The sequence below is a fragment of the Bacteroides sp. K03 genome, assembly GCF_019734355.1.
Lineage (GTDB): Bacteria > Bacteroidota > Bacteroidia > Bacteroidales > Bacteroidaceae > Bacteroides > Bacteroides nordii.
Genome location: NZ_JAASHC010000011.1, coordinates 13,233 through 37,959 on the forward strand (window position 1 = coordinate 13,233; position 24,727 = coordinate 37,959).

Consider the following 24,727-nt stretch of genomic DNA (forward strand, 5'->3'; position numbering starts at 1 on the left):
GGCTAATTGTTTGTATATGAAGTTGTGTCAAAAGTCTGAGAAAGCTATCAATATGTAACTTTAGAAACGCAGATTAACACAAATGACCGCGGATTTAATTTAATCTTTGCGTTAATTAGCGTTAATCTGCGTTTTAATGATGGTTAATTTACTTTATTGACGACTCTCACGATCTTTTTTTATTTCAGTACTTCAGCCAGTTTGCTTTGGAGTCCTTCGCCGTGGAGTCCACGTGCGATGATTGTACCTTCACCGTCAATCAGAATGGTATGAGGAATACTGTTTACAGCATACAATTGTGCACCTTCACTACCCCAATATTTCAGATCGGACATCTGTGGCCATGTGATTTTCAGATTCTTGATAGATTCTTTCCATGCATCAGCGCTCTGGTCAAGTGATACACCTACAATCTCAAAGTTTTTGCCTTTATATTTAGCATAAGCATCTACGAGATTAGGCATTTCACGACGGCAAGGACCGCACCAGCTTGCCCAGAAATCAATAAGAACAACTTTACCTTTGCCTACATAGTCAGACAATTTAACGGGTTTGCCGTCAGGAGTCAACATTTCGAAATCAATGAATTTTTGTCCTACAGCGGTCTTCTTCTGCTTCTCAGTCATTTCCTTGATCTTTACGATTGTTTCGTCATTCTGAAATTGGGCTGGAATTTGTTGCAACAAAGCATCATTTTCCGCAGTTGTCATATTGTAATAGTTGGTTTTGAACAGATGAATACCGACAGGGTTTGTGATATTCTTCTCGATGCCTTCTTTGTAGACCTGTCCCAACTCTTCTTCGAGTTTTTCAAGTTCCTTCATATTGGCTTCTTTCTGTTCATCGGTTATATCGGCACTTCTCATTGATTCATAAAGAGGAGTTGCTTTCTGATTCAACGCATTGATTTTGTTACGGATTTCCTGATATGCATTATTATTGGCTGTACCGGTTGCCGAATCATTATCTCTGGTCAGTGCTATATTGATCTTACCATTTTCAAGGAAGAAGTCTATAAGTAAAGCGTCGTTACCCTTACCGGATGTAATGTAACGGTTGACAGCAGAGTCCTGCACACCTTCAAAGGTGAAAGTTCCTTTTGTGATAATTGCAGTATCCAGTTTGCTAAGCTGTCTGCCTACTACTTCCTGTAAAAATACAGTGTCACCGTCTGCCGCTCCTTCTACTGTACCGGTGATAACGTAGCCGGGTTTGTTGCCGTTACATGCTACCATACCTAAAGCGGCGGCAGCAACGAACAAATAAGTTAACTTTTTCATACTTTTGTGAGATTAGTGAATAAATATTTATGCAAAGATAGATTATTTTTCACTCTTATCGTGGGAAAACTCTGTTATATTAGATTAACACGTAGGAGGAAATCGTAGAAATGTGTACCTTTGCATCCCAAATTGAGTATGAATATGCAAGAAAACAAATCCATTATCGAGGTTAATGCCGTATCGAAGTTCTTTGGCGAAAAGACCGCTTTGGATAATGTGACCTTAAACGTAAAGAAGGGAGAATTCGTGACGATTCTCGGGCCTTCGGGTTGTGGTAAAACCACATTATTGCGCCTTATTGCTGGTTTTCAGACGGCTACGGAGGGTGAAATAAAGATATCGGGTAAGGAAATAACACAGACACCGCCCCATAAGCGTCCGGTGAATACCGTGTTTCAAAAGTACGCTCTTTTCCCACATCTGAATGTGTATGATAATATTGCTTTCGGCTTGAAGTTGAAAAAGACACCGAAGCAGGTCATCGAAAAGAAAGTGAAAGCTGCTTTGAAGATGGTGGGCATGACGGATTATGAATATCGTGATGTCGATTCGCTTTCGGGTGGACAGCAACAACGCGTTGCTATTGCCCGTGCCATTGTCAATGAGCCGGAAGTATTGTTGCTTGACGAACCATTGGCTGCACTTGACCTCAAGATGCGCAAGGACATGCAGATGGAGTTGAAGGAGATGCACAAGAGGCTGGGCATCACATTTGTGTATGTGACACATGACCAGGAAGAGGCCTTGACACTGAGTGACACTATTGTGGTGATGAGTGAAGGAAGAATTCAGCAGATTGGTACACCGATTGATATATATAATGAACCGATCAATTCATTTGTTGCCGACTTTATAGGTGAAAGTAACATCTTGAACGGAACGATGGTGAAAGATAAGCAGGTTCGTTTTTGCGGAACCGAGTTCGAATGTGTGGACGAAGGTTTTGGTGAGAATGTGCCGGTGGATGTGGTGATTCGTCCGGAAGATTTATACATCTTTCCTGTGTCTGACATGGCACAGCTGGTGGGAGTCGTGCAGTCTTCCGTATTCAAAGGAGTACATTATGAAATGACGGTGCTTTGCAATGGATATGAATTTCTGGTGCAGGATTATCATCATTTTGAAGTCGGTGCTGAAGTAGGACTATTGGTGAAGCCGTTCGATATTCATATTATGAGAAAAGAGCGTGTCTGCAATACTTTTGAAGGAAAACTGATTGATGATACACATGTAGAATTCCTTGGATGTAACTTTGAGTGTGCTCCTGTTTCCGATATTGCTGCCGGTACAGATGTCCGTGTAGAAGTAGATTTCGACAAAATCATTTTGCAGGATAATGAAGAGGATGGTATGCTGACGGGAGATGTGAAATTTATACTTTACAAAGGAGATCACTATCATCTGACTGTGTGGTCGGATTGGGACGAGAATGTTTTTGTAGATACGAATGACGTATGGGACGATGGCGATCGTGTAGGTATTACTATCCCTCCAGACGGAATCCGGATAATTAATAATTAGAAATTAAAAGTAAAGAGGTGAATAAGTTATCAATATTTTTTTCATCACGTAAGAGTTGGACCCTCCCTTACATTATCTTTTCGGCGATATTTGTTGTTATTCCGTTGCTTCTTATTGTGGTCTATGCATTTACCGATGACAGCGGGCATCTTACACTGGAGAACTTTGAGAAGTTCTTTACTCACCATGAGGCAATCAACACTTTTGTATATTCTATCGGAATAGCTATTATAACAACACTTATTTGTATCCTTTTGGGGTATCCGGCAGCCTGGATTCTGAGTAATGCCAAGTTGAACCGTTCCAAAACTTTGGTAGTGCTGTTTATCCTTCCCATGTGGGTTAATATCCTGGTGCGTACACTTGCTACTGTTGCTTTATTCGATTTTTTCAGTATGCCACTGGGAGAGGGAGCATTGATTTTTGGTATGGTGTACAACTTTATTCCTTTCATGATTTATCCTATTTACAATACGTTGCAGAAGATGGATCATAGTTATATTGAAGCAGCACAGGATCTGGGAGCCAATCCGGTTCAGGTGTTTCTCAAAGCTGTTCTGCCCCTGTCTATGCCGGGAGTAATGAGTGGTATTATGATGGTGTTTATGCCTACTATTTCTACCTTTGCCATTGCCGAACTATTGACGATGAACAATATTAAACTTTTTGGTACTACTATTCAGGAGAATATCAACAATAGTATGTGGAACTATGGTGCAGCATTGTCGCTTATTATGTTGCTGCTGATTGCTGCCACCTCACTGTTCAGTACAGATGATAAAGACAATTCTAACGAAGGAGGTGGGCTATGGTAAAGAAGATTTTCGCTCAGACCTATTTGTGGATATTGCTTTTGCTGCTTTATTCGCCAATTGTGATTATTGTGATTTATTCGTTTACCGAAGCCAAAGTTTTAGGAAACTGGACCGGGTTTTCAACAAAACTCTACTCTTCTCTGTTTACAACCGGGACGCATCATTCGTTGATGAATGCGCTGATGAATACGATTACTATCGCTTTGATAGCAGCTACAGCTTCTACCTTGTTGGGGAGTATTACAGCTATTGGTATTTTTAATTTAAAGACCCGTGCCCGTAAAACCATCGGCTTTGTGAATAGTATTCCTATTCTGAATGGAGATATTATCACTGGTATTTCTCTGTTTCTGTTGTTTGTTTCGCTGGGTATTTCACAGGGATATACAACTGTGGTACTGGCGCATATTACATTTTGTACTCCCTATGTGGTGCTTAGTGTGTTGCCGCGTCTCAAACAGATGAATCCGAACCTCTACGAAGCGGCTCTTGATTTGGGAGCTACCCCGATGCAGGCACTACGTAAAGTGATTATTCCGGAGATTCGTCCGGGAATGATTAGTGGTTTCATGCTTGCACTGACACTCTCGATTGATGATTTTGCAGTAACGGTGTTCACTATTGGTAATGAAGGGCTCGAGACGCTCTCTACTTATATTTATGCTGATGCCCGTAAGGGAGGACTGACGCCGGAACTCCGTCCGCTTTCTACGATCATCTTTGTGGTAGTTCTCGCACTGCTGATTGTCATCAATCATAGAGCTGGCACTTCCCGTGCGGGGAGTAACGGCAAGCGATAATTGAACGATGATATGGGATAATATAATGAACTGTTTATGAAGAAAATTCTATCTATATTTATTTTATCAGGACTTCTCCTTACCGGTTGCTACAACACAGGTGAGCCGCGTGGGAAGGTATTGAAGATATACAATTGGGCTGATTATATCGGAGAGGGTGTACTGGAAGATTTTCAGGCTTATTATAAAGAGCAGACAGGTGAAGATATCCGCATTGTTTATCAGACATTTGATATCAATGAAATTATGCTTACCAAGATTGAAAAAGGGCATGAGGATTTTGATGTCGTTTGTCCTTCGGAGTATATTATTGAACGTATGTTGAAGAAAGATTTGTTGCTGCCCATTGATACTGCTTTTGCTCATTCGCCCGATTATATGAACAATGTTTCTTCATACATCCGTGAGCAGATAGCCAAACTTAGCCAGCCGGGACGTCCCGCCAATCAGTATGCAGTTTGTTACATGTGGGGTACAGCAGGGATTCTTTATAACAAGGCTTTTGTTACCGAGCAGGAAGTAGATACCTGGGGGTGTCTTTGGGATAAGAAATATGCCGGTAAAATCCTGATGAAAGATGCTTATCGTGATGCATACGGGACGGCTATTATCTATTCTCATGCCAAAGAGCTGGAAGAAGGAAAAGTAACGGTTGAACAACTGATGAACGATTATTCTCCTGAAGCGATGGCTATAGTAGAGAAATATCTCAAAGCGATGAAACCTAATATTGCCGGCTGGGAGGCTGATTTCGGAAAAGAGATGATGACAAAAAACAAAGCCTGGATCAATATGACCTGGAGTGGTGATGCCATGTGGGCCATTGAAGAGGCTGAAGCGGTGGGCGTGGACCTTGATTATGTAGTGCCTAAGGAAGGCAGCAATATCTGGTATGATGGTTGGGTGATTCCAAAGTATGCACGCAATCCGAAAGCTGCCAGTTATTTTATTAATTTTATGTGTCGTCCTGATATTGCTATTCGGAATATGGATGCCTGTGGATACGTAAGTTCTATTGCCTCTCCCGAGATTATGGAAGAGAAAATAGATACAGCGTTGCCTTATTATTCCGACTTGAGTTATTTCTTTGGTCCCGGTGCAGATAGTATTCAGATCAACCGTATTCAGTATCCGGATCGTAGTGTAGTAGAACGTTGTGCGATGATTCGTGATTTTGGTGATAAGACCAAAGATGTACTCGAGATATGGTCCCGTATCAAAGGGGACAATCTGGGAGTGGGTATTACTATTTTTATCTTTGTAGTGGTGGGGGTAATGAGTGGATGGATGATATACAAGCGTATACAACGTTATCAGCGTAATAAATTACAGAGACGGCGCAGCCGCAGAAAGAAGAATCAGAAGTCGTTGTAATCTTATATATTACTCTGTAGTGAAATACACTCATAACTACACAGTCTTAATCAATTATCAATTTTTAATTAATTTGTTTGCAGCATTTCCCTCATGCGAGCGTCTAATAGACAAAACCAGACGCCGCATGAGGGAAATTTGCATCTATACTATTCTATGTCTATTCTGTTCTGTTACTCTCGTGGCGCAGGAAGTCCCGTTCGAAGGGCTTCATCTGGATGATTTGATTTCAGTCCCCGGCGAGCGTAAACCGGGGACTTTCAAATCTCCTCTGCCTGCTGCTAAGTTGCCGGACTTTGAGATTCTTCGTTCCGATAAACCCTTTGTACCCCATTGGCCGCGTCCTTCTCTTCCTGGTATGACTCCGGTACATTTCCCACAAACAAATTATCTTAGGAGTTTGTCTCTTTGGAAACCTTCCCGGCGATTGACTCTTCGCGGAGATTATTTTTCGTCGGGTTCTTTACCGGTAGAAACTTATTCTGCATACAGTATCCGGTCAGAAGCTGAAGCCGGTTATAAACTGACTAAAAAGTTCTCGCTTTACCTTTCTACCAACTATATATCCGATAGGTATCGCACGCCGCGCAGTCTTTACACAATGGGAGCCGGAGGAGGAGTTACTTACCAGTTTAATAATAAATTTCAGTTGAAAACAGGTGTTTATTATCAGTACAATACTGTTTTCAGAAAATGGGAATGGATGTATCTGACTAGTTTTATTTTCTGTTTTTGAGGTCTGTTTGTAATGCATTCCCACCTTTTTTGCATTTATTTCTAAAGAAATTGCCTTTTTTTTTTCTAAATCCCCACTTAATGTCTATATTTACCACGTTTTAAAGATTTCTGATAAGTAAGATACGGTTCCTTCTCAATATTATTGCAGAGTTATTTATCTCCTTAACAAGACTTCTCTAACAAAATCATTTTATTATTTAAGAATTAATTATTTTTTTCGATGAACATTTTTATTGCAGGATTGAGCTATAACATTAGCGATTCCGATTTAACAGAGTTGTTTGCAGAGTATGGAGAAGTAGCCTCAGCAAGAGTTATTTCTGACAGAGAGACTGGCCGTTCTAAAGGTTATGGTTTCGTAGAGATGGCAGATGAAGAAGCCGGTGATAAGGCTATTGCAGCATTGAACGAAGCAGAAATAGATGGCAGAAAGCTTGCTGTATCTGTAGCTCGTCCTAAGACAGAATCTGCTCCGCGTCGCAGCTTTAATGGCGGTGGCAATCGTGGCGGTGGTTACGGTGGCGGTAATCGTGGCGGTGGCTACGGTGGCGGTCGTGACAGATATTAATCTGACGAAAAGCGGAAACGCTATGTACGCATAGTAAAAAGGCATCCAAAGATATTCTTTGGATGCCTTCCTTTTTATATATTTGTAGGATGAGAGAAACACTATCAGACATTGCGCTTTATCATGAGTATAGAGCCACGACGGATGCGAATGGTTTACTGTCCGAACGGACCTGGGAGGATTTGAATCTGGATGATTTTTTCCTGTTTTCCGACCATACTTCCTCTTGCGTAGGTAGGCAATATCTGTATGATATATTGCACTATAATCGCTCATCGGAAGTGGCGGGTCAGGAGAAGATGCTTGATTCTCTTTCTGCTGATACTGTTTTGCGCCGTGATATCCAAAATGAGTTGAAAAAACTGAATCATGTGGATGCCTGCTCGATTGTCTCGTTGTTCTCGGCTACTCATCCGGTCAGTTCACGTTCTTTCTACTTATTACTGAGAGTTTTGCAATTCATACCGGCACTTTCTTTGGGATTGTTGTATATTACTTCTTCTGCCGGGTTTCTCTGGTTAATGTTGGCAGGGCTGCTTGTAAACCTTGTGTTACACTATCGTAAAAAGACAGAGATGCAGGCATATTTGTTTTCTGTGCCACAGTTACTGAACTTGTTGAAGCAGTCAGAAAAATTAACGAAACGACCGCTCTGCCTCTCAATTAATAAGGAGATAACGGAAGTGTTGTCCGACTTAATGCCTTTGAGGAAACGTTTAGCTTCTTTCCGTCTGAGCATCCGCCTTGAAAGCGATTTGGCTTTTATGGTTTATTTATTCACTGAGTTGTTTAACATGTTTTTTCTGACCGAGGCGATCTCTGCATCCCGTGCTTTTTTTCTTTTACAGGGTAAACAGCAGAAGTTAGAACAGGTATTCCGCTTTTTCGGGCTGATAGATGTTTTATGTTCTGTTTCTGAGTTTCGGAGTAAATTGCCCTACTACTCATTACCTGAGTCTTGTTCTGAAGAGATTTCATTTCAGGTAGAGGATATCTACCACCCATTGATAGAAAATTGTGTATCCAATACCATTATCCTTTATGGCAAGTCTGTATTGATTACCGGTTCCAATATGTCGGGAAAGACAAGTTTTATCCGTTCAATAGGAGTGAATCTACTTTCTGCAGGAGCGTTGCATACTTGTTTTGCGCATCGTTTCTGTTCTTTTCCGGATTTGAAGTTAGCTTCTGCTATCCATATGGAAGATAGTTTAATGGAAGGAAAAAGCTTCTTCCTGCAGGAGGTACAGACCGTTAAGGAGATGATTGATCTGAGCCGGGAAGGAAACCATCTGTTTTTACTGGATGAATTGTTTAAAGGAACGAATACAATTGAGCGGATTGCCATAGCCAAAGCAGTACTTTCGGCATTGGTGGTGCAAAGAAACCTTGTGTTTATATCTACCCATGATATTGAACTTGCATCTCTGTTGAAAGCTGAATATGACTTGTATCACTTCTGCGAAAGTGTAGAAGACGGGATACTGTCTTTTGATTACAAACTGAAGTCCGGCCCGGTGACAGAACGTAATGCCATACGCATTCTTGATATTTGCGGTTACCCGCAAGAGGTAATACAAGAAGCCTATGGAGTGGTAGGTCGGATTTCCGGATTTTAATTTTATTTTAATATGTCCGGAAAGGTTATTGTTACTTTTGTGTAGCTGTTTACTTCTGAATCTATTATTATTTTACCACCATATACTGATAGTATCTTCATAGATAGGCTCAGTCCGATTCCTTGACCTGTATATTCGCGTGTATTACTTGCCCGATAAAAGGAGTGGAATATGTGGTGTATTTCTTCCTCCGGAATGCCAATTCCATAGTCTTTTACCTCTATGACCGGGCAACCTTCACGGATATTTAAACTGACGTCTACCTGTGCTTTTGAGTATTTTCGGGCATTATCTATTATGTTTTGCAGTGCGATGCGCAGCAGATAGAAGTTGGCTGTGATATGGACGTTTCCAGCTGTCTCATTCGTGTTGAATGTCACCTGTGGATATTGCAGGCACAAGTCGCGCAGGAGCACAATGAGGTCTATCTTTTCCCTGGCGTTTTGCAATATATCTTCATCCTGGCGGGAGAGGAAAAGCAGGTGTTTTATCAGTTGGGTGATGCGTTTGCTTTCTGTGGAGATGCGTTGCAGCGAGTCTATGTATTCCGTAGCAGAGCGCTCTTTGAGTAGGCTGATTTCACATTCTCCCTGAATGGCGGTGAGCGGGTTATTCAGTTCATGCGAGGCATTGCTGATGAATGACTTTTCTGCCCGGAACGCAGTATCTATCCTGTCCAGCATTTCATTCAAGGTTCTGATAAGTTCGTCCAGTTCGTCTTTGTTATCGAAGGTTTTCATCCGTACATTCAGATTGTTTCCACGAATGCGTTTCAGCTCTTTGAGGATGTGCTGCAAAGGACGCAGAATACGGTTGGCATAAATTCTTCCGAGGAGATAGATGAGGCCGCAGCTTATCAGCAGGAGGAATACGGCGAGCAGAAGGATATGCTTTTGAATCTCGTATCCATAGATATTGTTTGCCATTACCAAAACAATAAAGTCGCCTTCATTGTCGGGGTAGTGGAGTGCAGCGCCTCTCAGCTTGCCATAAACGAAGGAGACCGGGAGATCTTTGAACAGGCGTGCCTGCTGGTTGCTGTCGAGGTATTTGTTCAGAGAATCGTTTACAGCCATCGGTACACTGTCTATGTTTAGCAATATTTCCTGTGCCTGTGGCAGTAGCTCGTTGTACTTCTGCTGAATTTCGCGGTAACTGTATTCGTCTACCTCATCTTTTTCCCAATGTTTCTGAGCAGTCAGATAGGCTTTCTCTATCAGGTAAGAGTCGTAGAGATGATTGATATACCGGGAGGTGAAAAAGTAGAATACCATAACCACCGCAGTGATGGCTCCTACGGTGATGATGGTATAAAACAGTGCTATCCTGGATTCTATTTTCATCTTTTGTACCTCCCTACATCTTTTTTGTTATTGTATTCCCATGATGTACCCCATTCCCACAACCGTATGAATGAGTTTCGTCTCGAAATCTTTATCTATCTTATTTCGCAGATAGTTTACGTAGACATCTACCACATTGGTGTTGGTATCGAAGTTCTTGTCCCACACATCTTTCAACAGCGTAAGGCGCGAGAGAACGGTGCCCTGGTGTGTCATAAAGTACTCTAAAAGGCGGTATTCCTTTACGGTGAGGTCAATGGTGAACTCTCCCCGCTGGGCACGACGGGTATTACAGTCCAATACAAGATCGTTGCAGGTGAGTTGTAATGCCGGGTTCTCTTTACCCCGGCGGAGCAGTGCTTTGATACGGGCTTCCAACTCCTGAAAACTGAAAGGTTTTACCAGATAATCATCTGCTCCGGCATCGAGTCCCTTTACGATGTCTTCGGTAGTACCTAATGCCGTGAGCATGACGACGGGGGTCTGATACCCTTCTCTCTGGCGATATTGCCTGCATAGATCCAATCCGTTTGTTCCGGGCATGATAATGTCCAGTATCAGCAAGTCGAATGCTTCATTCTGCAACAGTTCCCAGCCGGAAGTGCCGTCATGGGCTACGGTGACTGTGTGCCCGAATTCCCGTAATCCGCGTTCGATGAACGAGGCAATGTTTATCTCATCTTCTACCAATAATATCTTTGCCATGAACGAGTTGTTTTAGTATTTTGCAAATATACGAGATTCACAACAGAGGACACAGGGGGTACGGCGTTTTTTCTTTTGAACCTTGTGATGTGAGGTTCCGTATGGAACGTAGGGTTTGTCACTGAGGTACCTTCCGTTTGTCGGTGGGGTGGATTATTTTACATGTACATCTAATACAGTACGACATGTGCATGTCGTACTGCTCCACATGTACATGTCATGCTGCTTTACATGTACATGTAAAACATCCCTCCTCTACGACCTCCGGTAGGTTTGTTTACGGGGTACGTTCCTTTCCATACCTTTTGTGGTGAATCTGCTCATAACTTCCTCTGATTCAGGTTTCCCTCCTTGTCATACAGCATCTTTTCGTATACCACTTCCACAATCAGCGGGAAAATGAATAGGGCGAAGAAAGTTGCTCCTATCAGTCCGCCGATGATGACAATAGCCAACGGGCGTTGTGATTCCGACCCGATACCATGGCTCATAGCTGCCGGCATCAGGCCAATGGCTGCCATAGCTGCCGTCATCACTACCGGACGGATGCGGGAACGCATACTTGTCTGGATCGCTTCGGGCAGGGGGAGTCGTGCCTGTATGTTATGTTTGATATCCGAAATCATGATGACACCATTCTGAATGCAAATGCCGAATAAGGCGATAAACCCGATACCCGCCGAAATGGAGAAGTTGAAGTGCGTGATGAGCAATGCGATAATGCCACCAACAGCGGCGAAAGGAACATTCAGCAGTACCAGTCCGGCATCCCGGGCGTTGGAGAACAACACAAACAGGATGATAAAGATGATGGCAATGCTTACCGGAACTACCTGTGAGAGGCGTTTCGTAGCCCTTTGCTGGTTCTCAAAGTCTCCTGTCCATTTCAGTGTATAGCCTTCGGGCAGATGTATGGAGGCATTCACTTTCTTCTGTGCTTCGGCTACGGCAGTTCCCATATCCCGTCCGCGTACGGAGAATTTCACGGCACAGAAGCGGGTGTGGTTATCACGGAATATCAGCAGAGGGCCGGTAATGGTCTTTATCTCTGCCAGCTCTTTGATGGGTATCATGGTACCGTTCATGGTGGGTACCAGTATCTTGCCTATCTCTTCTTCATTTTGGCGGTATTCCGGTTTGTACCGCACCATGATGTTAAATTTGCGTTCATCTTCGTAAAGCAATGAAGCCGACTTGCCGCCAATGGCCATTTCGATGATGGATTGTACATCTTCTTTGGCTACACCGTAGCGTGCCAGGCTCTGCTCATTCAATTCAATGCGCAGTTCCGGCTGCCCGATGTTACGGATGACACCCAAGTCTTCGATACCTTGCACGGTAGCGAGTATTTTGTCTATTTCTACTGCTATCTTCTCAGACTTGTACAAGTCTTTGCCGAATACTTTTACGGCGATAGACCCTTTGACACCCGAAGCGGCTTCTTCCACATTGTCCGTGATAGGTTGGGAAAAGTTGAAGTCGATACCGGGATAGAGTGAGAGGTCATCCTGCATTTTATCTATCAGTTGCAGCTTGTTTCGTTTGCTTTCCCACTCCTTTTCCGGATAGATATCTACATGAAATTCAATATTGTAGAACCCCGTTGCATCCGTACCGTCGTTGGGGCGTCCGGTCTGCGAAAGCACTTGCCTTACCTCAGGATAAGCAGCGAGCTTGCGCCTCATCTGATTGGCGAGTTTCACCGATTCGTTCAGCGAGATACTTTGTGGCAGGGTAGCACGGATGTAGATAGAACCTTCGTTCAACTGTGGCAGGAATTCAGTACCTAACAGAGTAAACATCCACAATCCGACAACAGCCACGATACTTGCCAACCCGATGGATAGTTTGCGGTGCGCATAGCATTTATTGAACAGGGCGCTCGCTTTCTCGTTGATGAAGCGGACAAAGAAGTTGTTCTTTTCACGTACATTCTTCTTTAATAACATAGACGACATCACCGGAACCAGTGTAAGCGTGAATAATAATGCACCCAACAAGGCAAAACCGAGGGTATAGGCGAGAGGTGAGAACATCTTGCCTTCTACTTTCTGGAAAGAGAAGATAGGAATAAGGGCTGTGATAATAATCAGTTTGGAGAAAAAGACAGCCTTTGCCTTGTCTTTGGCTGTATGGCGGATCAGTCCCATTTTCGACATACGGTTGAAAGCCGGCATTCCTACTTCCCGTGCTTTCTTATCGAGCGCCACAAATACCCCTTCCACCATTACCACGGCACCGTCTATAATAATACCGAAGTCGATAGCTCCCATCGATAAGAGATTGGCCGACATCCCCATGGCACGCAGGCAGATAAAGGCAAAGAGCAGTGCCAGCGGGATGACTACCGCCACTACCACTGTAGTCCGCCAGTCTGCCATGAATATCAGTACAATGAAGGTCACAAGCAGGATTCCTTCAATCAGGTTATGTGTCACCGTTCGTACGGCGAGGTTTACAAGGTTTTCGCGGTCATAGAAAGGCACAATCTGTACATCCTTGGGCAATACATTCTTGTTGATATCTTCTATTTTGGTCTTTAGAGCATCAATCACTTCTCCTGGGTTTTCTCCCTTACGCATTACGACGATACCTTGTACTACATCGTCTTCATCCATTCTTCCTACTTGTCCCAGGCGAGGCAGGGAGGATTCGTGTACATCTGCCAGATGGCGTACTAACACAGGAGTGCCGTTGATATTCTTCACTACGATGTTCCGTAACTCTTCCAGGTCGTTGATGAGGCCGATGCCGCGTACTACGTATGCCTGTGAACTTTTGGTGATCACGTCGCCACCCACATTGATATTACTGTTGGCAATGGCGTTGTAAAGCTCCAGCGCGGTGATACCGTAATTAATAAGCTGGTGAGGGTTGACGCTTACTTCAAACGTCTTTACCTCTCCGCCGAAACTAACGATATCCGCCACGCCCGATACCGAACGGAGGTTACGTTCAATCACCCAGTCCTGGATGGTTTTCAGTTCCCGTACGTTTCGCTTATCACTGCGCAAAGTATAGCGGAATATCTCTCCCGTAGGGCCGTAGAGGGGTTGTACTTCCGGTGTTATCCCATCCGGCAGGTCAGCATCATTCAATAAATTGTACACTTGCTGGCGTGCGGTGAAGTCGTCTACCTGATCTTCGAACATCACGTTGATAACCGACAGTCCAAAGAGGGTAGTGGAGCGTATATCTGTTTTCTTCTGCACCGGATTCATCGCTATCTCAATGGGGATAGTGATGAACTTTTCCACTTCTTCGGCACTGCGTCCCGGCCATTGGGTGATGATGGTCACTTTGGTATTCGTTACATCCGGAAAGGCATCAATCGGGGTATGCTTAAAAGATACAACGCCGGCAATGACGGCTATCGTGGTGCAGAAAAAGATAAAAAACTTGTTCTTCAGTGAGAAGGCTACAATGTTGTCAATAAACTTATGCATCGTTTGTTCCTCCTTTTAATCTGCATTCAATGCGTTGTAAACCAGCAATACATTTTTATTCAGGATTCGGTCTCCCTCTTGTATGCCCGATGAAAGATAGCACTCTTTGCTTAGCTGGCGGTACACTTCAACTTCCTTTATAGTGAGTTTGCCGTTGGCATCTGCTGCTACTACATAGTTCTTTCCATTTTCAAAAACAAGGGCGTGTGAGTCTATGCGCGGCAGTTTCTTATCGGAGGCTTTACTTATCACACATACATTGGTAAACATGCCCGGCTTCAGCAGATAATCTCCATTGGTGAGTTTTACCTGTACACTCATCGTTTTGCTTTCGTTGTTGAGCATGTTGTACACTTTGTCTATCTTTCCGCTGAACTCTTTGTCCGGGTAGGCGAGAGTAGTGATGCGTACCGGAGCACCTTCGTGCACCTTGCTGATGTCGCTCTCGTATACGTCTGCCATTACCCATACATTCTCCAACCCGGAGATGGTAAACATCTCATCGTTTTGGTCCGAACGTATCTGCATCTCTTTATTGATATTCTTTTCTACAATAAAACCGGATACCGGGGCTTTCACCAGATAAAGCGATTTTCCGGCAAGATGATAGATGGAGAAGATCTCCGTGATTCTCTTTTCTTCTGCTTCGGCATTGCTCAGTTCCTGACGGGCTTGTAGTACATCACGTTCTGATGCCATGCCGGAGGTAAACATATCCTGTACAGATTGCAAGTTACGGCGGGCAATGATAAGTTGTTGTTCCGCTTCTTTCTTTTGTTTCTCATAATCGGCTACTTCGCCACTCCGGATGATGGCAAGTACATCACCTTTGCTTACATGATCGCCGATTTCGGCAGAGACCTCAGTCACTGTACCTCCGAAAATAGGAAATACACGTGCCACTTGTTCCTGATTGAAGGTAACCCTGCCGTTGAGAGTCAGCTCGTCGGTCACTTCATGTGCGTGTAGAGTATCTACCGATACTACGTGTTGTAAACTGTCTGTAAGGAAGAGCTCCTGAGACATTTCTTTGGGAGTTTCTGTCTGTCCGCCACAAGCACTCAGTATCATGACGCAGAGGCAAACGGGTAGTAAGATACGGTTCATATTGATTCTAATAGTTAAATACAGTTTGTCCGACAATTGTGTTTAAGTTCTCCATAGCGAGGAATACATCTTTTTTGAGCTCATACAGTTGCAGGCAGGTTTCTTTGTAGCTTTGATAATAGTCGATGAATTCAAGCATGCTGATGTTCCGTTTCCGGAAGTTTGCATTTACTCCTTCGATAAGGCGTCCGAAGTTGTGCTCCAGTTCGTCATTGGAAGACCGGTACAACTCTACTGCTTTTTGTAGCCGGCTATAAGCAGCATATAGCTCCATGCGTGCCTTCTCTATGGCATATTCTTCTTCCTTTCCGTTTTGCATAATATCGATTTTAGCCGATTTAATGTTTCCCTGGTTGCGGTTGAAGATAGGGACGGAGACGCTCACTCCTACGGCGAAGTAGTTGTTGATGAAGTTTCCGGCGCGGTCATACATACCTTTGATTGAAAACTCCGGTGCTGCCATGGAACGCTGTAACTTCAGGTTCGCTTTGGCAGCCGTAACACTGCTATGGGCCATTTTCAGATCAGGACGGACAGAAAGCATATTATCCATATCCGCAAAAGGAACGGCAGCCGTATCCACTTGTTTCAGAATATCATCATCCAGCAGTAGATTTATCTCCTGTCCGGCAGGGAGGCTTAACAACAAGTTTAGCTCACCACGCAAGTTCACGAGGTTGTTTTCCTGTTCATTCTTCTCTTTACGGAGCGATAGCAGTAAAGATTCCATTCGTGAACTCTCCAGCAGAGAGATGTTACCTTTATTTTGCTGCTCTCTGAAGGCTTTCATCAACAGGCTGAGAGATTCGATCTCTTTGTCGTATATCCCGATAGAGCGGGTGGAGAAACATATTTCAACAAAAGTCTTGTTCAGTTCGCTTCGCAGGGTACGCAATACTTCTTCAAATTGATGTTCGGCTATTTCCTTGTTTACCTTTTCCAGCCGTACCCGTTTATTACGTTGTCCGGCAAGGTTGATAACCTGTTCTATTTCGGCAGTGGCTTCTCCTTCTTTTCCTACATCAAAGTACTTGCCGTTCAGTCGGTTGTATACATTCTGTTCAAGTGAGATTACGGGATTGTCAAATAACCGTGCCTGAGTCACCTGTGCCTGTGTCTTGTCGATATTATATCGTTCGGCAATTAATGACAGGTTACGTTCCAGAAACATCTTTTCTGCATCTTTCAGTGATAACTGCAAAGGAGATTCCTGTGCATGCGGGAGTCCGTAGATAGAAGAGAAAAATAAAATAATAATCAGCCTTTTCATTCTTACTTTTAATTTGCGGACAAAAGTAAGGCTCTCTCTTCGAAAGGCACTCTAAAGGTGATTATAAAACACTTAGCTGAGATTAGAAAGTGATTAGAAATAGGTTTGTTACTCTGTATACAGAGTTTTTATTGACATGTTAAAGAGATTATTATAAAGTGAATTATTTGTTTGGTAGTTAATTTTTTTTATGATAAAAAGGTTGTGTAGTTTAGGAGATATTGTCTATATTTCGGTGCAAAATAAACACTATGATAATAGACTTCTGAACAATAAATGTAATAACTCATCATGGATATAAATATGCTAAGTGTACTGGTACCTGTCTATAACGAAGAAGAGTGTTTCTTATTACTCTATGAGAGACTGAGTTGCGTACTTTCAAAGCTACCCTGTAAATCTGAAATACTGTTTGTGAATGATGGCAGTAAAGATAACTCTCTGCTTTTGATGAAGGAGGTTCAAAAGAAAGACAAACGGGTGTCTTTGGTTGATTTATCACGTAATTTCGGAAAGGAGATTGCAATGGCTGCCGGTATTGACTATATAAGAGGTGATGCATTGGTCATCATTGATGCCGATTTACAGGATCCTCCCGAATTGATTCTTGAAATGTTTAAGGAAATAGAGCAGGGATATGACGATGTGTATGCAAAGCGCTCTAATAGGAAAGGAGAATCCTTTTTAAAGAAAGCCACTTCCAAGCTATACTATAGATTATTAAAAACGATGTCGGATATTCCTATCCAAGAAGATACAGGTGATTATAGGATGTTTAGTAAACGGGCTATTGATGCTCTGCGGCAATTGAAAGAAAATGAGCGGAATATGAAAGGGCTGTTTTCTTACATTGGCCTTAAAAAGAAACCTATATATTATGAGCGGGATGCAAGAGCGGCAGGTTGTACCAAATGGAATTATTGGAAATTGACTAATCTGGCAATTAAAGGTTTTACTTCGTTTTCCAAAACTCCTTTGCGTATTGTATCGTTAATTGGCGTCATAGTATCTTTCACGGCATTCGTCTATTTAATAACTGTTGTTGTACGGGCTGCTATTTGGGGAGATCCTGTATCAGGTTATCCATCATTAATGAGTGTTATTCTTTTTTTAGGAGGAATTCAGTTACTCGCGTTAGGGATTATAGGCGAATATTTAGGTATTGTCTTTTCTGAAACGAAGAAAAGGCCTGTCTATTATATAAATGAATACAGTACAAACATTGAAGAAACAAACTGATCTGATTTTCAACTTTTAAACACACACAGATAATCATGTACATATTTAAGAAGCAAATAGTTGGTAGCAATCTTTTTGCAAAGACTAATCTATGGTTTACAATTGGCTTTATTCTGACGGCTGCCCTTACGTTTTCGGAAGTAGCACGTGGCAGACAGTATAACTTTATGATATTTAGTGATGCCACCAGAGACTTCTGGAATGGTATTATTCCATACGGAGCAACATGGGCGGAAGAAAAAGGACACGATGTGTTTCTTTATGGGCCTTTGTTTAACATACTCTTTAGCCCGTTTGCTTATCTGCCTTCATGGCTTGCGCCTTTTGTGTGGAACTTAGTGAATTTTACGCTCTATTTTATTTCTATATTTACATTACCGGATAAATATACCAAGGAGACAAAATGCAAGATATTCCTGTATACATTGCCTATTTTAGCAACGACGTTACTGTCATTTCAGTACAATGTCAGTGTTGCTTATTTCTTTCTCTTTTCATTTTCTTTGCTGGAGCGTGGTAAGTATCTGCCGGCTATTTTGATTATATTGTTATCCGGATTTACTAAGATCTATGGCATTTTTCAGTTGGGAATGTTGTTGTTTTATCCTAAAGTGTGGAAAAACTTCGGGTATGTTGCATTAATTGCAGCCCTATATATTTTTGTACCATTGATAAAAATACCTGTTATGGAGTTGTCTGGATATTATGAACATTGGTTTAACGGGTTGGCACATCAGAAAACGCTTCGTGTTTTTCATACCTTCTTCTATCTGAAGCCATTCTTTTCGCAACCGCCTGCATGGACTACAATAGCTCAGATCTTTGCTATAGTTCTATTGGCTTTTTTGGTTTTAGTAAACCGGTCTAAATACAAGGATTTTGCATTTAGAGTACAGGCACTTGGTATATTAATGGGATGGGTTATTCTTTTCGGTACCTCATCGGAGTATCACACTTACGTAATAGCACTCCTGGGATATATGTTGTGGTATTATAGCCGTCAGCCTTCCCGGATAGATAAAATACTGTATTACAGTAATCTGATTGTGTTAGGATTGATGCCGATAGATTTATTCTGCCCAGGTGTAGTGTGGCGTTTCTTTTTCCTGACTACGACTCTTAATATCTGGATATTCACAATCACCTGGTTTCGGATGGTTTGGATAACGTTTTGCTCTTCATTTGTTTTTGCCACTCTTTTGCCTTATCTTCGTCCGTCAAAAAGATGATGAAACAGAATAATAATTTATCCGCTAAATACCGGTATCTCTTCTTCGATCTGGATGGTACCGTTACTGATCCTATGCAGGGCATTACCCGCTCTGTAGACTATGCACTCAATCACTTCGGTATTGTTGTGAACGACCTTCGGGAATTGTGTCCTTTTATCGGCCCTCCGCTGAAAGATTCTTTTATGGAGTTCTATCAGTTTACGGAAGCACAGGCAGAGGAGGCAGTGAAAAAATACCGGGAACGGTATTCGGAGACAGGGCTTTATGAGAATGAGGTGTATCCCGGCATTGCCGAACTTCTGGAAAAGACCCGTCAACAAGGATATCAGTTGATGATGGCAACTTCCAAACCGGATGTTTTTGCCCGGCTTATTTTGGAACATTTTCATTTGGACGGTTGTTTTTCTTTTGTTGGTGGCAGTGGTCTGGATGGTTCACGACATACGAAAGCAGAGGTGATAGAATATGTGTTGCATGAGAACGGAATTACGGATCTGAACCGTGTGGTGATGATTGGTGACCGGAAGCATGATATCATAGGTGCAAAGGCAGTAGGCATTGATTCAATCGGTGTACTTTATGGATATGGTGACAGAGAGGAGCTGACGAAAGCCGGAGCAGATTATATTGTGGAGGACATTGCAGACTTGGGAGAGCTTTTATTGAAGTAACAGAAAATAAACAGGAGGGAGTAATGGATACAAAAAGAACTGTTCTTGTGCGGGGCTTGCTGATGGTGTGTCTGCTTTTAATATTGCCTTACGTAAGAGCACAACATCCTTTGACAAAAGAGCTTGACATCTTGTTGCAAGGAAAACAGGCAAAGGTAGGAGTGGCTGTTGTGTTTGAAGGGCGGGAGACATTCACTTACAACAATCAGCATCATTACCCTTTGATGAGTGTTTTTAAGTTTCATCAGGCATTGGCGGTGATGAAATCTCTCGATACACGGCAGTTGCCTTTGGAAACAGAAATATATGTTCGCAAAGCAGATCTGCTGCCCGATACTTATAGTCCTTTGAGAGATGCCCGCCCCGAGGGAGAGTTTAATATCTCTGTGGGAGAATTATTGCGGTACAGCATATCGGAGAGTGATAATAACGCCTGTGACATTTTGCTTCGTTATATAGGTGGTACGGGAGTGGTCGATGAATATGTTCGCACGTTGGGTATAGAAGATTTTAAGATTGAGGCAAATGAAGAGAAGCTGAATGAAGCTTTTGAATATCAGTATCTCAACTGGACTACACCGCTTGCAGCCGTTCAGGTGATGGAGAAGTTTCGTACAGAAACATTGTTTCGGCATTCCGGCTATAAAGAGTTTTTAGAGAAGTTAATGATAGGAACTGTTACAGGAAACGATAAGTTAAAAGCCGGATTACCCCAAGAGGTTGTATTTGGGCATAAGACGGGCTCTTCCGGCAGAAACGAATCGGGGTTGAAAGCGGGAGATAATGACATGGGATTTGTCCGCTTGCCGGATGGGAGGCAATATAGTATAGCAGTGTTTGTGACAGATTCCAGAGAAGATGACAAAACGAATGCAGCTCTTATTTCCGAGATATCCCGAAAAGTATATGAATATTACAATGCACCCAAAGAGCGAAAAATTCCTTATACCAGCGAAAAGAATTTTGCCGATACCATCCCTTTTGAGTTTTCTCAGAATCGTATTTTAATTTCCGCTTCAGTAAATGGCACTGAGCGGAAATTTCTTTTTGATACCGGTGCTTCCTCTTTACTTCTGAATAAAGAGTTGTTAAGTGGCGAAGATACTTATAGAGGAGATAGTGCACGTGATGCCAACGGCGTACGTATTGCTGTAAACATGGTAGATGTAAGGGAGTTGCGTTTAGGAAACCTGCATTTCAATCATTATCCGGCTACCCTTTGGGATATGAATGAGAATAGTCTTTTCAACTGTGAAGGAGTAGACGGGCTGATAGGAAGTGAGATTTTGCAGAATTTATCGGTTAAGATAGATACCGGAAACCAACGCCTGATCCTGACAGACAGGAAAAATCATTTTAAGGCAGAGAAAGGAAAACGGAGACGGATGAAGGTGATAGCAAACTGTCCCCTTCTGGATATAAAGCTATTCCGTAGATTGCAGGAGACCGGAGTACTTTTTGATACGGGAGCTCCGGAACTTTATGACCTTTGCGATGAGGTATTTGTTCTGTTGAAGAATCGTATGCCTAAAAAGATAGAACGGTGTGTGACGGACTGTGCTTATGGAGCTTCTTCTATTGGCATAACAGGTGCTGGCCGGGATACTTTGCGTTATCGTTTGAGGTTTGACTGGATGAAGATCGGTCCGGTCACTTTCAGGAATGTGATGACAGAAACACATACAGGGGTTACTTCGCGTGTCGGAGCCGGTTTGCTTAACTATGGGCAGATGATTCTTGATTTTCCCCGAAAGCAATATCTTTTCATACCGTATGACGGTATTTCGTCAGTAATGCTGCCTGATACCGGTGTTTCCGGTATTTCATTTATCCCCGAAGAAGGTCGGATCAAAATCGGGTTGGTGTGGGAAAACTCAAAGGCCTACCGGATAGGAGTACGAAGAGGATTCGTTGTGAAAGAGGTCAACGGATATAATGTAGAAGATGACTTTTGTGCCTTGTTGAAACTACGTAGTTCGCGTGCAAAGTCACTCAAGGTAGTCGATTTGCAAGGAAAAGAGCAAATTTACCTGTTTTCTGAAGAATAATTCTTATCTTTCGGAGACAAAATAAGGGATTTTCGTTGATGTGGAAATGAGTTAATAAACTTGATTATGGAAACTACAGTGTTGATTACAGCTTTCATCCTTATTGGGCTCGGGGTACTCGTAAAGCGCTTCCCGATTCTTATTGCAGGATATAATACAATGTCTAAAGAAGAGAAAGAAAATGTAGATGTCAAAGGGTTGTCTACTTTTATGTGTTATAGTCTGGTGGGAATGGGAACCGTACCTTTACTTACTTATTATGCCTGCCTTGGGGTAGGGCATGCAGACTGGGCCAGTTATTGCATTCTTCTGCCTATACTCTATATTCCGTATCTGATAATCAAGGCAAATAAATTTGATCATAATCCTCCCAGGAAAAGTACGAAGTATGTGGTTGCTATTAGTGTGCTTACTATTGCGGTGATTACTGCATTTATAGCATATGGTATGAATCCGGCAACTATAAAGATAAAGGAGGATAAGCTGATTTTTACGGGAATGTATGGCACGTCCAGAACATTGGAAGAGATAATCGGAATTTGTTTGATAGACTCTCTTCCTGATATCGGGCTTCGTCTTAATGGTCTTTCTATTGGTGGTATAAGTAAAGGGTGGTTCAAGCTGAAAGACGGAGGTAACTGTCTGCTATTACTCTCTTCACACAGCAAACCCTATATTATGTTTACGGAGAATACAGGTAAGGAGATATTCTTTAATTCGAAGAACAGTGAAATCACAGAAGCTTTGTATAAGGAGTTGAAGAAGTGGATCCATTAAAAGTAGATGATAAGGTTTGTAAACAGGGGCATGAATTAACAATGTTAATGCCTTTTCGGAATCCTATTTCTCATACCGATAGAAGTACGTACTTTTAAGATGTAAGAATACGTATTTTACCACAGAAAAAGTACATATTTAATTGCCCATTAAGTACGTACTTCTTGTGTTTTAAAGTACGTACTTTTGCTTCCAATAAATAGTGTTTTAAAACGCTGAAAATGAATGATGTGTTTCTTTCTCTTTAATATTTTTCCTGTTGCCCTCTTTTTTATCTTCGTTTTAGCAAACCCACTTACTTATTATTTTGGCAACTATCTTTTATAAACATCTCTCCCTGTCATCGCCTGCCGAACCTCTCCGTGCGGGAAGCACAAAAAATCCTCCCCGGCAAGCCGGAGAGGACCTTATAGTTTTAATCCCATTTTGGTGAATTTGCTTACTATTATTCAGCAGTTTCAGTAGCAGGAGCCTCTTCTGCCGGAGCAGCAGCTTCTTCTGCAGGTGCTTCAGCAGCAGCCTTTTCAGCAGCTTCAGCAGCTTTCTTTTCTGCCAATGCTTTCGCTTTTGCTTCGTTTATTTTCTTTTCAGCTTCTAAACGTGCTTTTGCTTCTGCTTTTTTAGCTTCATCTTCTTTAGCTTTCAGAGTAGCAAGTCCTGTCTGCTTGTTGTTTTTCCAAGCTTCGAATTTTGCTTCAGCTTCAGCTTCGCCAAATGCGCCTTTAGCTACACCGCCAAGGAGATGTTTTTTCATGTAAACACCTTCACGAGAAAGGATGTTACGTACAGTATCGGTAGGTTGTGCACCTTTCAATACCCATGCCAATGCAGCGTCGAAATTCAAATCTACTGTAGCAGGATTGGTGTTCGGGTTGTAAGTACCAATCTTCTCTGTAAATTTACCATCACGTGGTGCTCTGCTGTCTGCAATTACAATTGAATAAAACGCGTAACTTTTACGTCCGTGTCTTTGCAATCTGATTTTGGTTGCCATTTTAAATAAATGTTTTTAATTAATGATTTGAATTAATGCTACTAACTCGTAATAGCGGGCGCAAAGATACGGCTTTTGTTTGAACTGGCAAAGTATCTTACTGATTATTTGCAATATGCGGATTCCGATGTAGGGCTGTTTCTATTTTTTCTGATATTCCTGTGGTGTCATTCCCGTTCTTCTTTTGAAGAATTTGCAAAAAAAAGAAGGATTGGGAAAATTTAATTCATCGGCAATTTGATAAACCATTAAGTTACTATGTTTCAGTAAGACCTGGGCTTCGAGCGTGACGGCCTGGTTAATCCATTCCATTACCGTCTGTTGGCTTACTTGCCGTATAACGGTATTCAGATAGCGGGGGGTAAGGCAGAGTTTATCTGCATAGAAACCTACGGTACGCTCTTTTTTATTGTATTCATTGACCAGGGCAATAAACCGACGGAATAATTCTTCCTGGTGTGATGGTAATTGGCTAATGCTGCTTTGGTTCTTTTTCTGTATATACCTTATATTATATAGAAGAGCCGTAAGCAGATGTTGTATTACTTCCTTCCGGAAGGTGGATTCTTGTACTGTTTCCCAGATCAGTGAGAAGTACATTCCCGTTTCGTTCCATTCTTTATCTGTCAGTTTTATCACGATACCTTGTTTCATATATGAATCGGTCAGATCTTCTCTGTGTGGAACAGACAAAAAGTTGTTGCTTGCTACAATCACTTGAAAATCATAGTCGGGAGAAAAGCTTATCACCTGAATGATAGAGTCCGGTGGGGTGACAATTATCATTTCCGGAAAAGCATCGTATTCTATCAGATTGACGGATATACGGGCCCTTCCTCGTAAGGCACGGATGATCCGTCCCTCTTTGGTGCGGTAGGGTTGTCCTATTTTAAAGAGATAACTATCTAATCCGGCAAAACTAATGACGATACCAAAATCGGGATTTATATACCTATACTCATTATTACGTGCAATTTGGGTATGTTTTAGTAAGTCGAGTGCCAGTTCGAGAGGCTTATTCTTTTCTTCCATAACAGACAGGAGTTGTTGTATTTTTCACAAAGATACAATATGAAGATAAGACTACATTGTAATCTACAGGTGAATTTTATTCAAATCTGTTCATTATCGAACTAATGGGACATCATTGCAAACTATTGGAACCTGGTTGCATGTT

20 protein-coding genes are annotated in these 24,727 nt (G+C 42.2%); 12 read left to right on the plus strand and 8 right to left on the minus strand.

The genetic code is table 11. The features are described 5' to 3' along the window. Positions 1-179: 179 nt before the first annotated feature. The gene (locus HCG69_RS09745; RefSeq protein WP_221649890.1) at positions 180-1,280 is read right to left on the minus strand and encodes a TlpA disulfide reductase family protein; all 1,101 of its coding nucleotides are present in this window, start codon (positions 1,278-1,280) and stop codon (positions 180-182) included. A gap of 138 nt (positions 1,281-1,418) precedes the next feature. Here HCG69_RS09745 and HCG69_RS09750 point away from each other — a divergent pair, with 138 nt between their 5' ends. From HCG69_RS09750 to HCG69_RS09780, 7 genes are all read left to right on the plus strand, one after another. Continuing rightward, the gene (locus tag HCG69_RS09750; RefSeq protein ID WP_221649891.1) at positions 1,419-2,804 is read left to right on the plus strand and encodes an ABC transporter ATP-binding protein; all 1,386 of its coding nucleotides are present in this window, start codon (positions 1,419-1,421) and stop codon (positions 2,802-2,804) included. 17 nt (positions 2,805-2,821) lie between these two features. After that, entirely contained in the window at positions 2,822-3,619 is a 798-nt protein-coding gene (locus tag HCG69_RS09755; protein ID WP_002562673.1) for an ABC transporter permease, read from the plus strand. Beyond that, on the plus strand, positions 3,613-4,419 hold the full coding sequence (locus HCG69_RS09760) for an ABC transporter permease (protein WP_221649892.1): 807 nt from the start codon (positions 3,613-3,615) through the stop codon (positions 4,417-4,419). Before HCG69_RS09755 ends, HCG69_RS09760 begins: the two co-directional genes overlap by 7 nt. 36 nt (positions 4,420-4,455) lie before the next feature. Beyond that, entirely contained in the window at positions 4,456-5,793 is a 1,338-nt protein-coding gene (locus tag HCG69_RS09765) for an ABC transporter substrate-binding protein (protein WP_221649893.1), read from the plus strand. Positions 5,794-5,920: 127 nt separating this feature from the next. Beyond that, positions 5,921-6,529: a DUF481 domain-containing protein gene (locus HCG69_RS09770; RefSeq protein WP_221649894.1), complete on the plus strand. Its 609-nt coding sequence runs from the start codon at positions 5,921-5,923 to the stop codon at positions 6,527-6,529. Positions 6,530-6,751: 222 nt separating this feature from the next. Further along, positions 6,752-7,099, plus strand: a complete 348-nt coding sequence (locus HCG69_RS09775; protein ID WP_221649895.1) for an RNA-binding protein — start codon at positions 6,752-6,754, stop codon at positions 7,097-7,099. A gap of 89 nt (positions 7,100-7,188) precedes the next feature. Continuing rightward, the gene (locus tag HCG69_RS09780) at positions 7,189-8,718 is read left to right on the plus strand and encodes a hypothetical protein (RefSeq protein ID WP_221649896.1); all 1,530 of its coding nucleotides are present in this window, start codon (positions 7,189-7,191) and stop codon (positions 8,716-8,718) included. A 2-nt stretch (positions 8,719-8,720) separates the two neighbouring features. On the opposite strand, the gene HCG69_RS09785 is transcribed toward HCG69_RS09780, so the two are convergent. The 5 genes from HCG69_RS09785 to HCG69_RS09805 form a co-directional block, all read right to left on the minus strand. Further along, complete coding sequence (locus tag HCG69_RS09785; RefSeq protein WP_221649897.1) at positions 8,721-10,061, minus strand: HAMP domain-containing sensor histidine kinase; 1,341 nt, start codon at positions 10,059-10,061, stop codon at positions 8,721-8,723. A gap of 27 nt (positions 10,062-10,088) precedes the next feature. Further along, complete coding sequence (locus HCG69_RS09790; protein ID WP_221649898.1) at positions 10,089-10,766, minus strand: response regulator transcription factor; 678 nt, start codon at positions 10,764-10,766, stop codon at positions 10,089-10,091. Between the two features lie 320 nt (positions 10,767-11,086). Then, entirely contained in the window at positions 11,087-14,212 is a 3,126-nt protein-coding gene (locus HCG69_RS09795) for an efflux RND transporter permease subunit (protein ID WP_221649899.1), read from the minus strand. Positions 14,213-14,227: 15 nt separating this feature from the next. Next, on the minus strand, positions 14,228-15,283 hold the full coding sequence (locus HCG69_RS09800) for an efflux RND transporter periplasmic adaptor subunit (protein WP_255585741.1): 1,056 nt from the start codon (positions 15,281-15,283) through the stop codon (positions 14,228-14,230). Between the two features lie 43 nt (positions 15,284-15,326). Continuing rightward, the gene (locus HCG69_RS09805) at positions 15,327-16,589 is read right to left on the minus strand and encodes a TolC family protein (protein ID WP_221649901.1); all 1,263 of its coding nucleotides are present in this window, start codon (positions 16,587-16,589) and stop codon (positions 15,327-15,329) included. Positions 16,590-16,880: 291 nt separating this feature from the next. On the opposite strand from HCG69_RS09805, the gene HCG69_RS09810 reads away from it, so the two are divergent. The 5 genes from HCG69_RS09810 to HCG69_RS09830 all read left to right on the plus strand — a co-directional run bounded on the left by HCG69_RS09810 (position 16,881) and on the right by HCG69_RS09830 (position 22,556). After that, positions 16,881-17,828: a glycosyltransferase family 2 protein gene (locus HCG69_RS09810; RefSeq protein ID WP_221649902.1), complete on the plus strand. Its 948-nt coding sequence runs from the start codon at positions 16,881-16,883 to the stop codon at positions 17,826-17,828. Between the two features lie 35 nt (positions 17,829-17,863). Next, a complete protein-coding gene (locus tag HCG69_RS09815; protein ID WP_221649903.1) occupies positions 17,864-19,057 on the plus strand; it encodes a glycosyltransferase family 87 protein in 1,194 nt (397 codons plus the stop codon). Beyond that, on the plus strand, positions 19,057-19,731 hold the full coding sequence (locus HCG69_RS09820; protein ID WP_221649962.1) for an HAD family hydrolase: 675 nt from the start codon (positions 19,057-19,059) through the stop codon (positions 19,729-19,731). The genes HCG69_RS09815 and HCG69_RS09820 overlap by 1 nt, the downstream gene beginning before the upstream one ends. A gap of 23 nt (positions 19,732-19,754) precedes the next feature. Beyond that, positions 19,755-21,779: a class A beta-lactamase, subclass A2 gene (gene bla / locus HCG69_RS09825; RefSeq protein WP_221649904.1), complete on the plus strand. Its 2,025-nt coding sequence runs from the start codon at positions 19,755-19,757 to the stop codon at positions 21,777-21,779. A 66-nt stretch (positions 21,780-21,845) separates the two neighbouring features. Then, positions 21,846-22,556, plus strand: coding sequence for a DUF3784 domain-containing protein (locus tag HCG69_RS09830; protein WP_221649905.1), 711 nt, complete (start codon positions 21,846-21,848; stop codon positions 22,554-22,556). A 445-nt stretch (positions 22,557-23,001) separates the two neighbouring features. Here HCG69_RS09830 and HCG69_RS09835 read toward each other — a convergent pair whose 3' ends face one another. Further along, a complete protein-coding gene (locus HCG69_RS09835; RefSeq protein WP_221649906.1) occupies positions 23,002-23,550 on the minus strand; it encodes a 30S ribosomal protein S16 in 549 nt (182 codons plus the stop codon). 141 nt (positions 23,551-23,691) lie between these two features. Further along, entirely contained in the window at positions 23,692-24,582 is an 891-nt protein-coding gene (locus HCG69_RS09840; protein ID WP_221649907.1) for a helix-turn-helix domain-containing protein, read from the minus strand. Positions 24,583-24,727: the final 145 nt, after the last annotated feature.

Coding starts and splice junctions, on each gene's coding strand:
- HCG69_RS09780 (WP_221649896.1), top strand. CDS start 7,189: ATGAGAGAAACACTATCAGACATTGCGCTTTATCATGAGTATAGAGCC.
- HCG69_RS09830 (WP_221649905.1), top strand. CDS start 21,846: ATGGAAACTACAGTGTTGATTACAGCTTTCATCCTTATTGGGCTCGGG.
- HCG69_RS09795 (WP_221649899.1), bottom strand. CDS start 14,212: ATGCATAAGTTTATTGACAACATTGTAGCCTTCTCACTGAAGAACAAG.
- HCG69_RS09760 (WP_221649892.1), top strand. CDS start 3,613: ATGGTAAAGAAGATTTTCGCTCAGACCTATTTGTGGATATTGCTTTTG.
- HCG69_RS09750 (WP_221649891.1), top strand. CDS start 1,419: ATGAATATGCAAGAAAACAAATCCATTATCGAGGTTAATGCCGTATCG.
- HCG69_RS09805 (WP_221649901.1), bottom strand. CDS start 16,589: ATGAAAAGGCTGATTATTATTTTATTTTTCTCTTCTATCTACGGACTC.
- HCG69_RS09770 (WP_221649894.1), top strand. CDS start 5,921: ATGAGGGAAATTTGCATCTATACTATTCTATGTCTATTCTGTTCTGTT.
- bla (WP_221649904.1), top strand. CDS start 19,755: ATGGATACAAAAAGAACTGTTCTTGTGCGGGGCTTGCTGATGGTGTGT.
- HCG69_RS09785 (WP_221649897.1), bottom strand. CDS start 10,061: ATGAAAATAGAATCCAGGATAGCACTGTTTTATACCATCATCACCGTA.
- HCG69_RS09790 (WP_221649898.1), bottom strand. CDS start 10,766: ATGGCAAAGATATTATTGGTAGAAGATGAGATAAACATTGCCTCGTTC.
- HCG69_RS09815 (WP_221649903.1), top strand. CDS start 17,864: ATGTACATATTTAAGAAGCAAATAGTTGGTAGCAATCTTTTTGCAAAG.
- HCG69_RS09800 (WP_255585741.1), bottom strand. CDS start 15,283: ATGATACTGAGTGCTTGTGGCGGACAGACAGAAACTCCCAAAGAAATG.
- HCG69_RS09765 (WP_221649893.1), top strand. CDS start 4,456: ATGAAGAAAATTCTATCTATATTTATTTTATCAGGACTTCTCCTTACC.
- HCG69_RS09775 (WP_221649895.1), top strand. CDS start 6,752: ATGAACATTTTTATTGCAGGATTGAGCTATAACATTAGCGATTCCGAT.
- HCG69_RS09835 (WP_221649906.1), bottom strand. CDS start 23,550: ATGGCAACCAAAATCAGATTGCAAAGACACGGACGTAAAAGTTACGCG.
- HCG69_RS09745 (WP_221649890.1), bottom strand. CDS start 1,280: ATGAAAAAGTTAACTTATTTGTTCGTTGCTGCCGCCGCTTTAGGTATG.
- HCG69_RS09820 (WP_221649962.1), top strand. CDS start 19,057: ATGAAACAGAATAATAATTTATCCGCTAAATACCGGTATCTCTTCTTC.
- HCG69_RS09810 (WP_221649902.1), top strand. CDS start 16,881: ATGGATATAAATATGCTAAGTGTACTGGTACCTGTCTATAACGAAGAA.
- HCG69_RS09840 (WP_221649907.1), bottom strand. CDS start 24,582: ATGGAAGAAAAGAATAAGCCTCTCGAACTGGCACTCGACTTACTAAAA.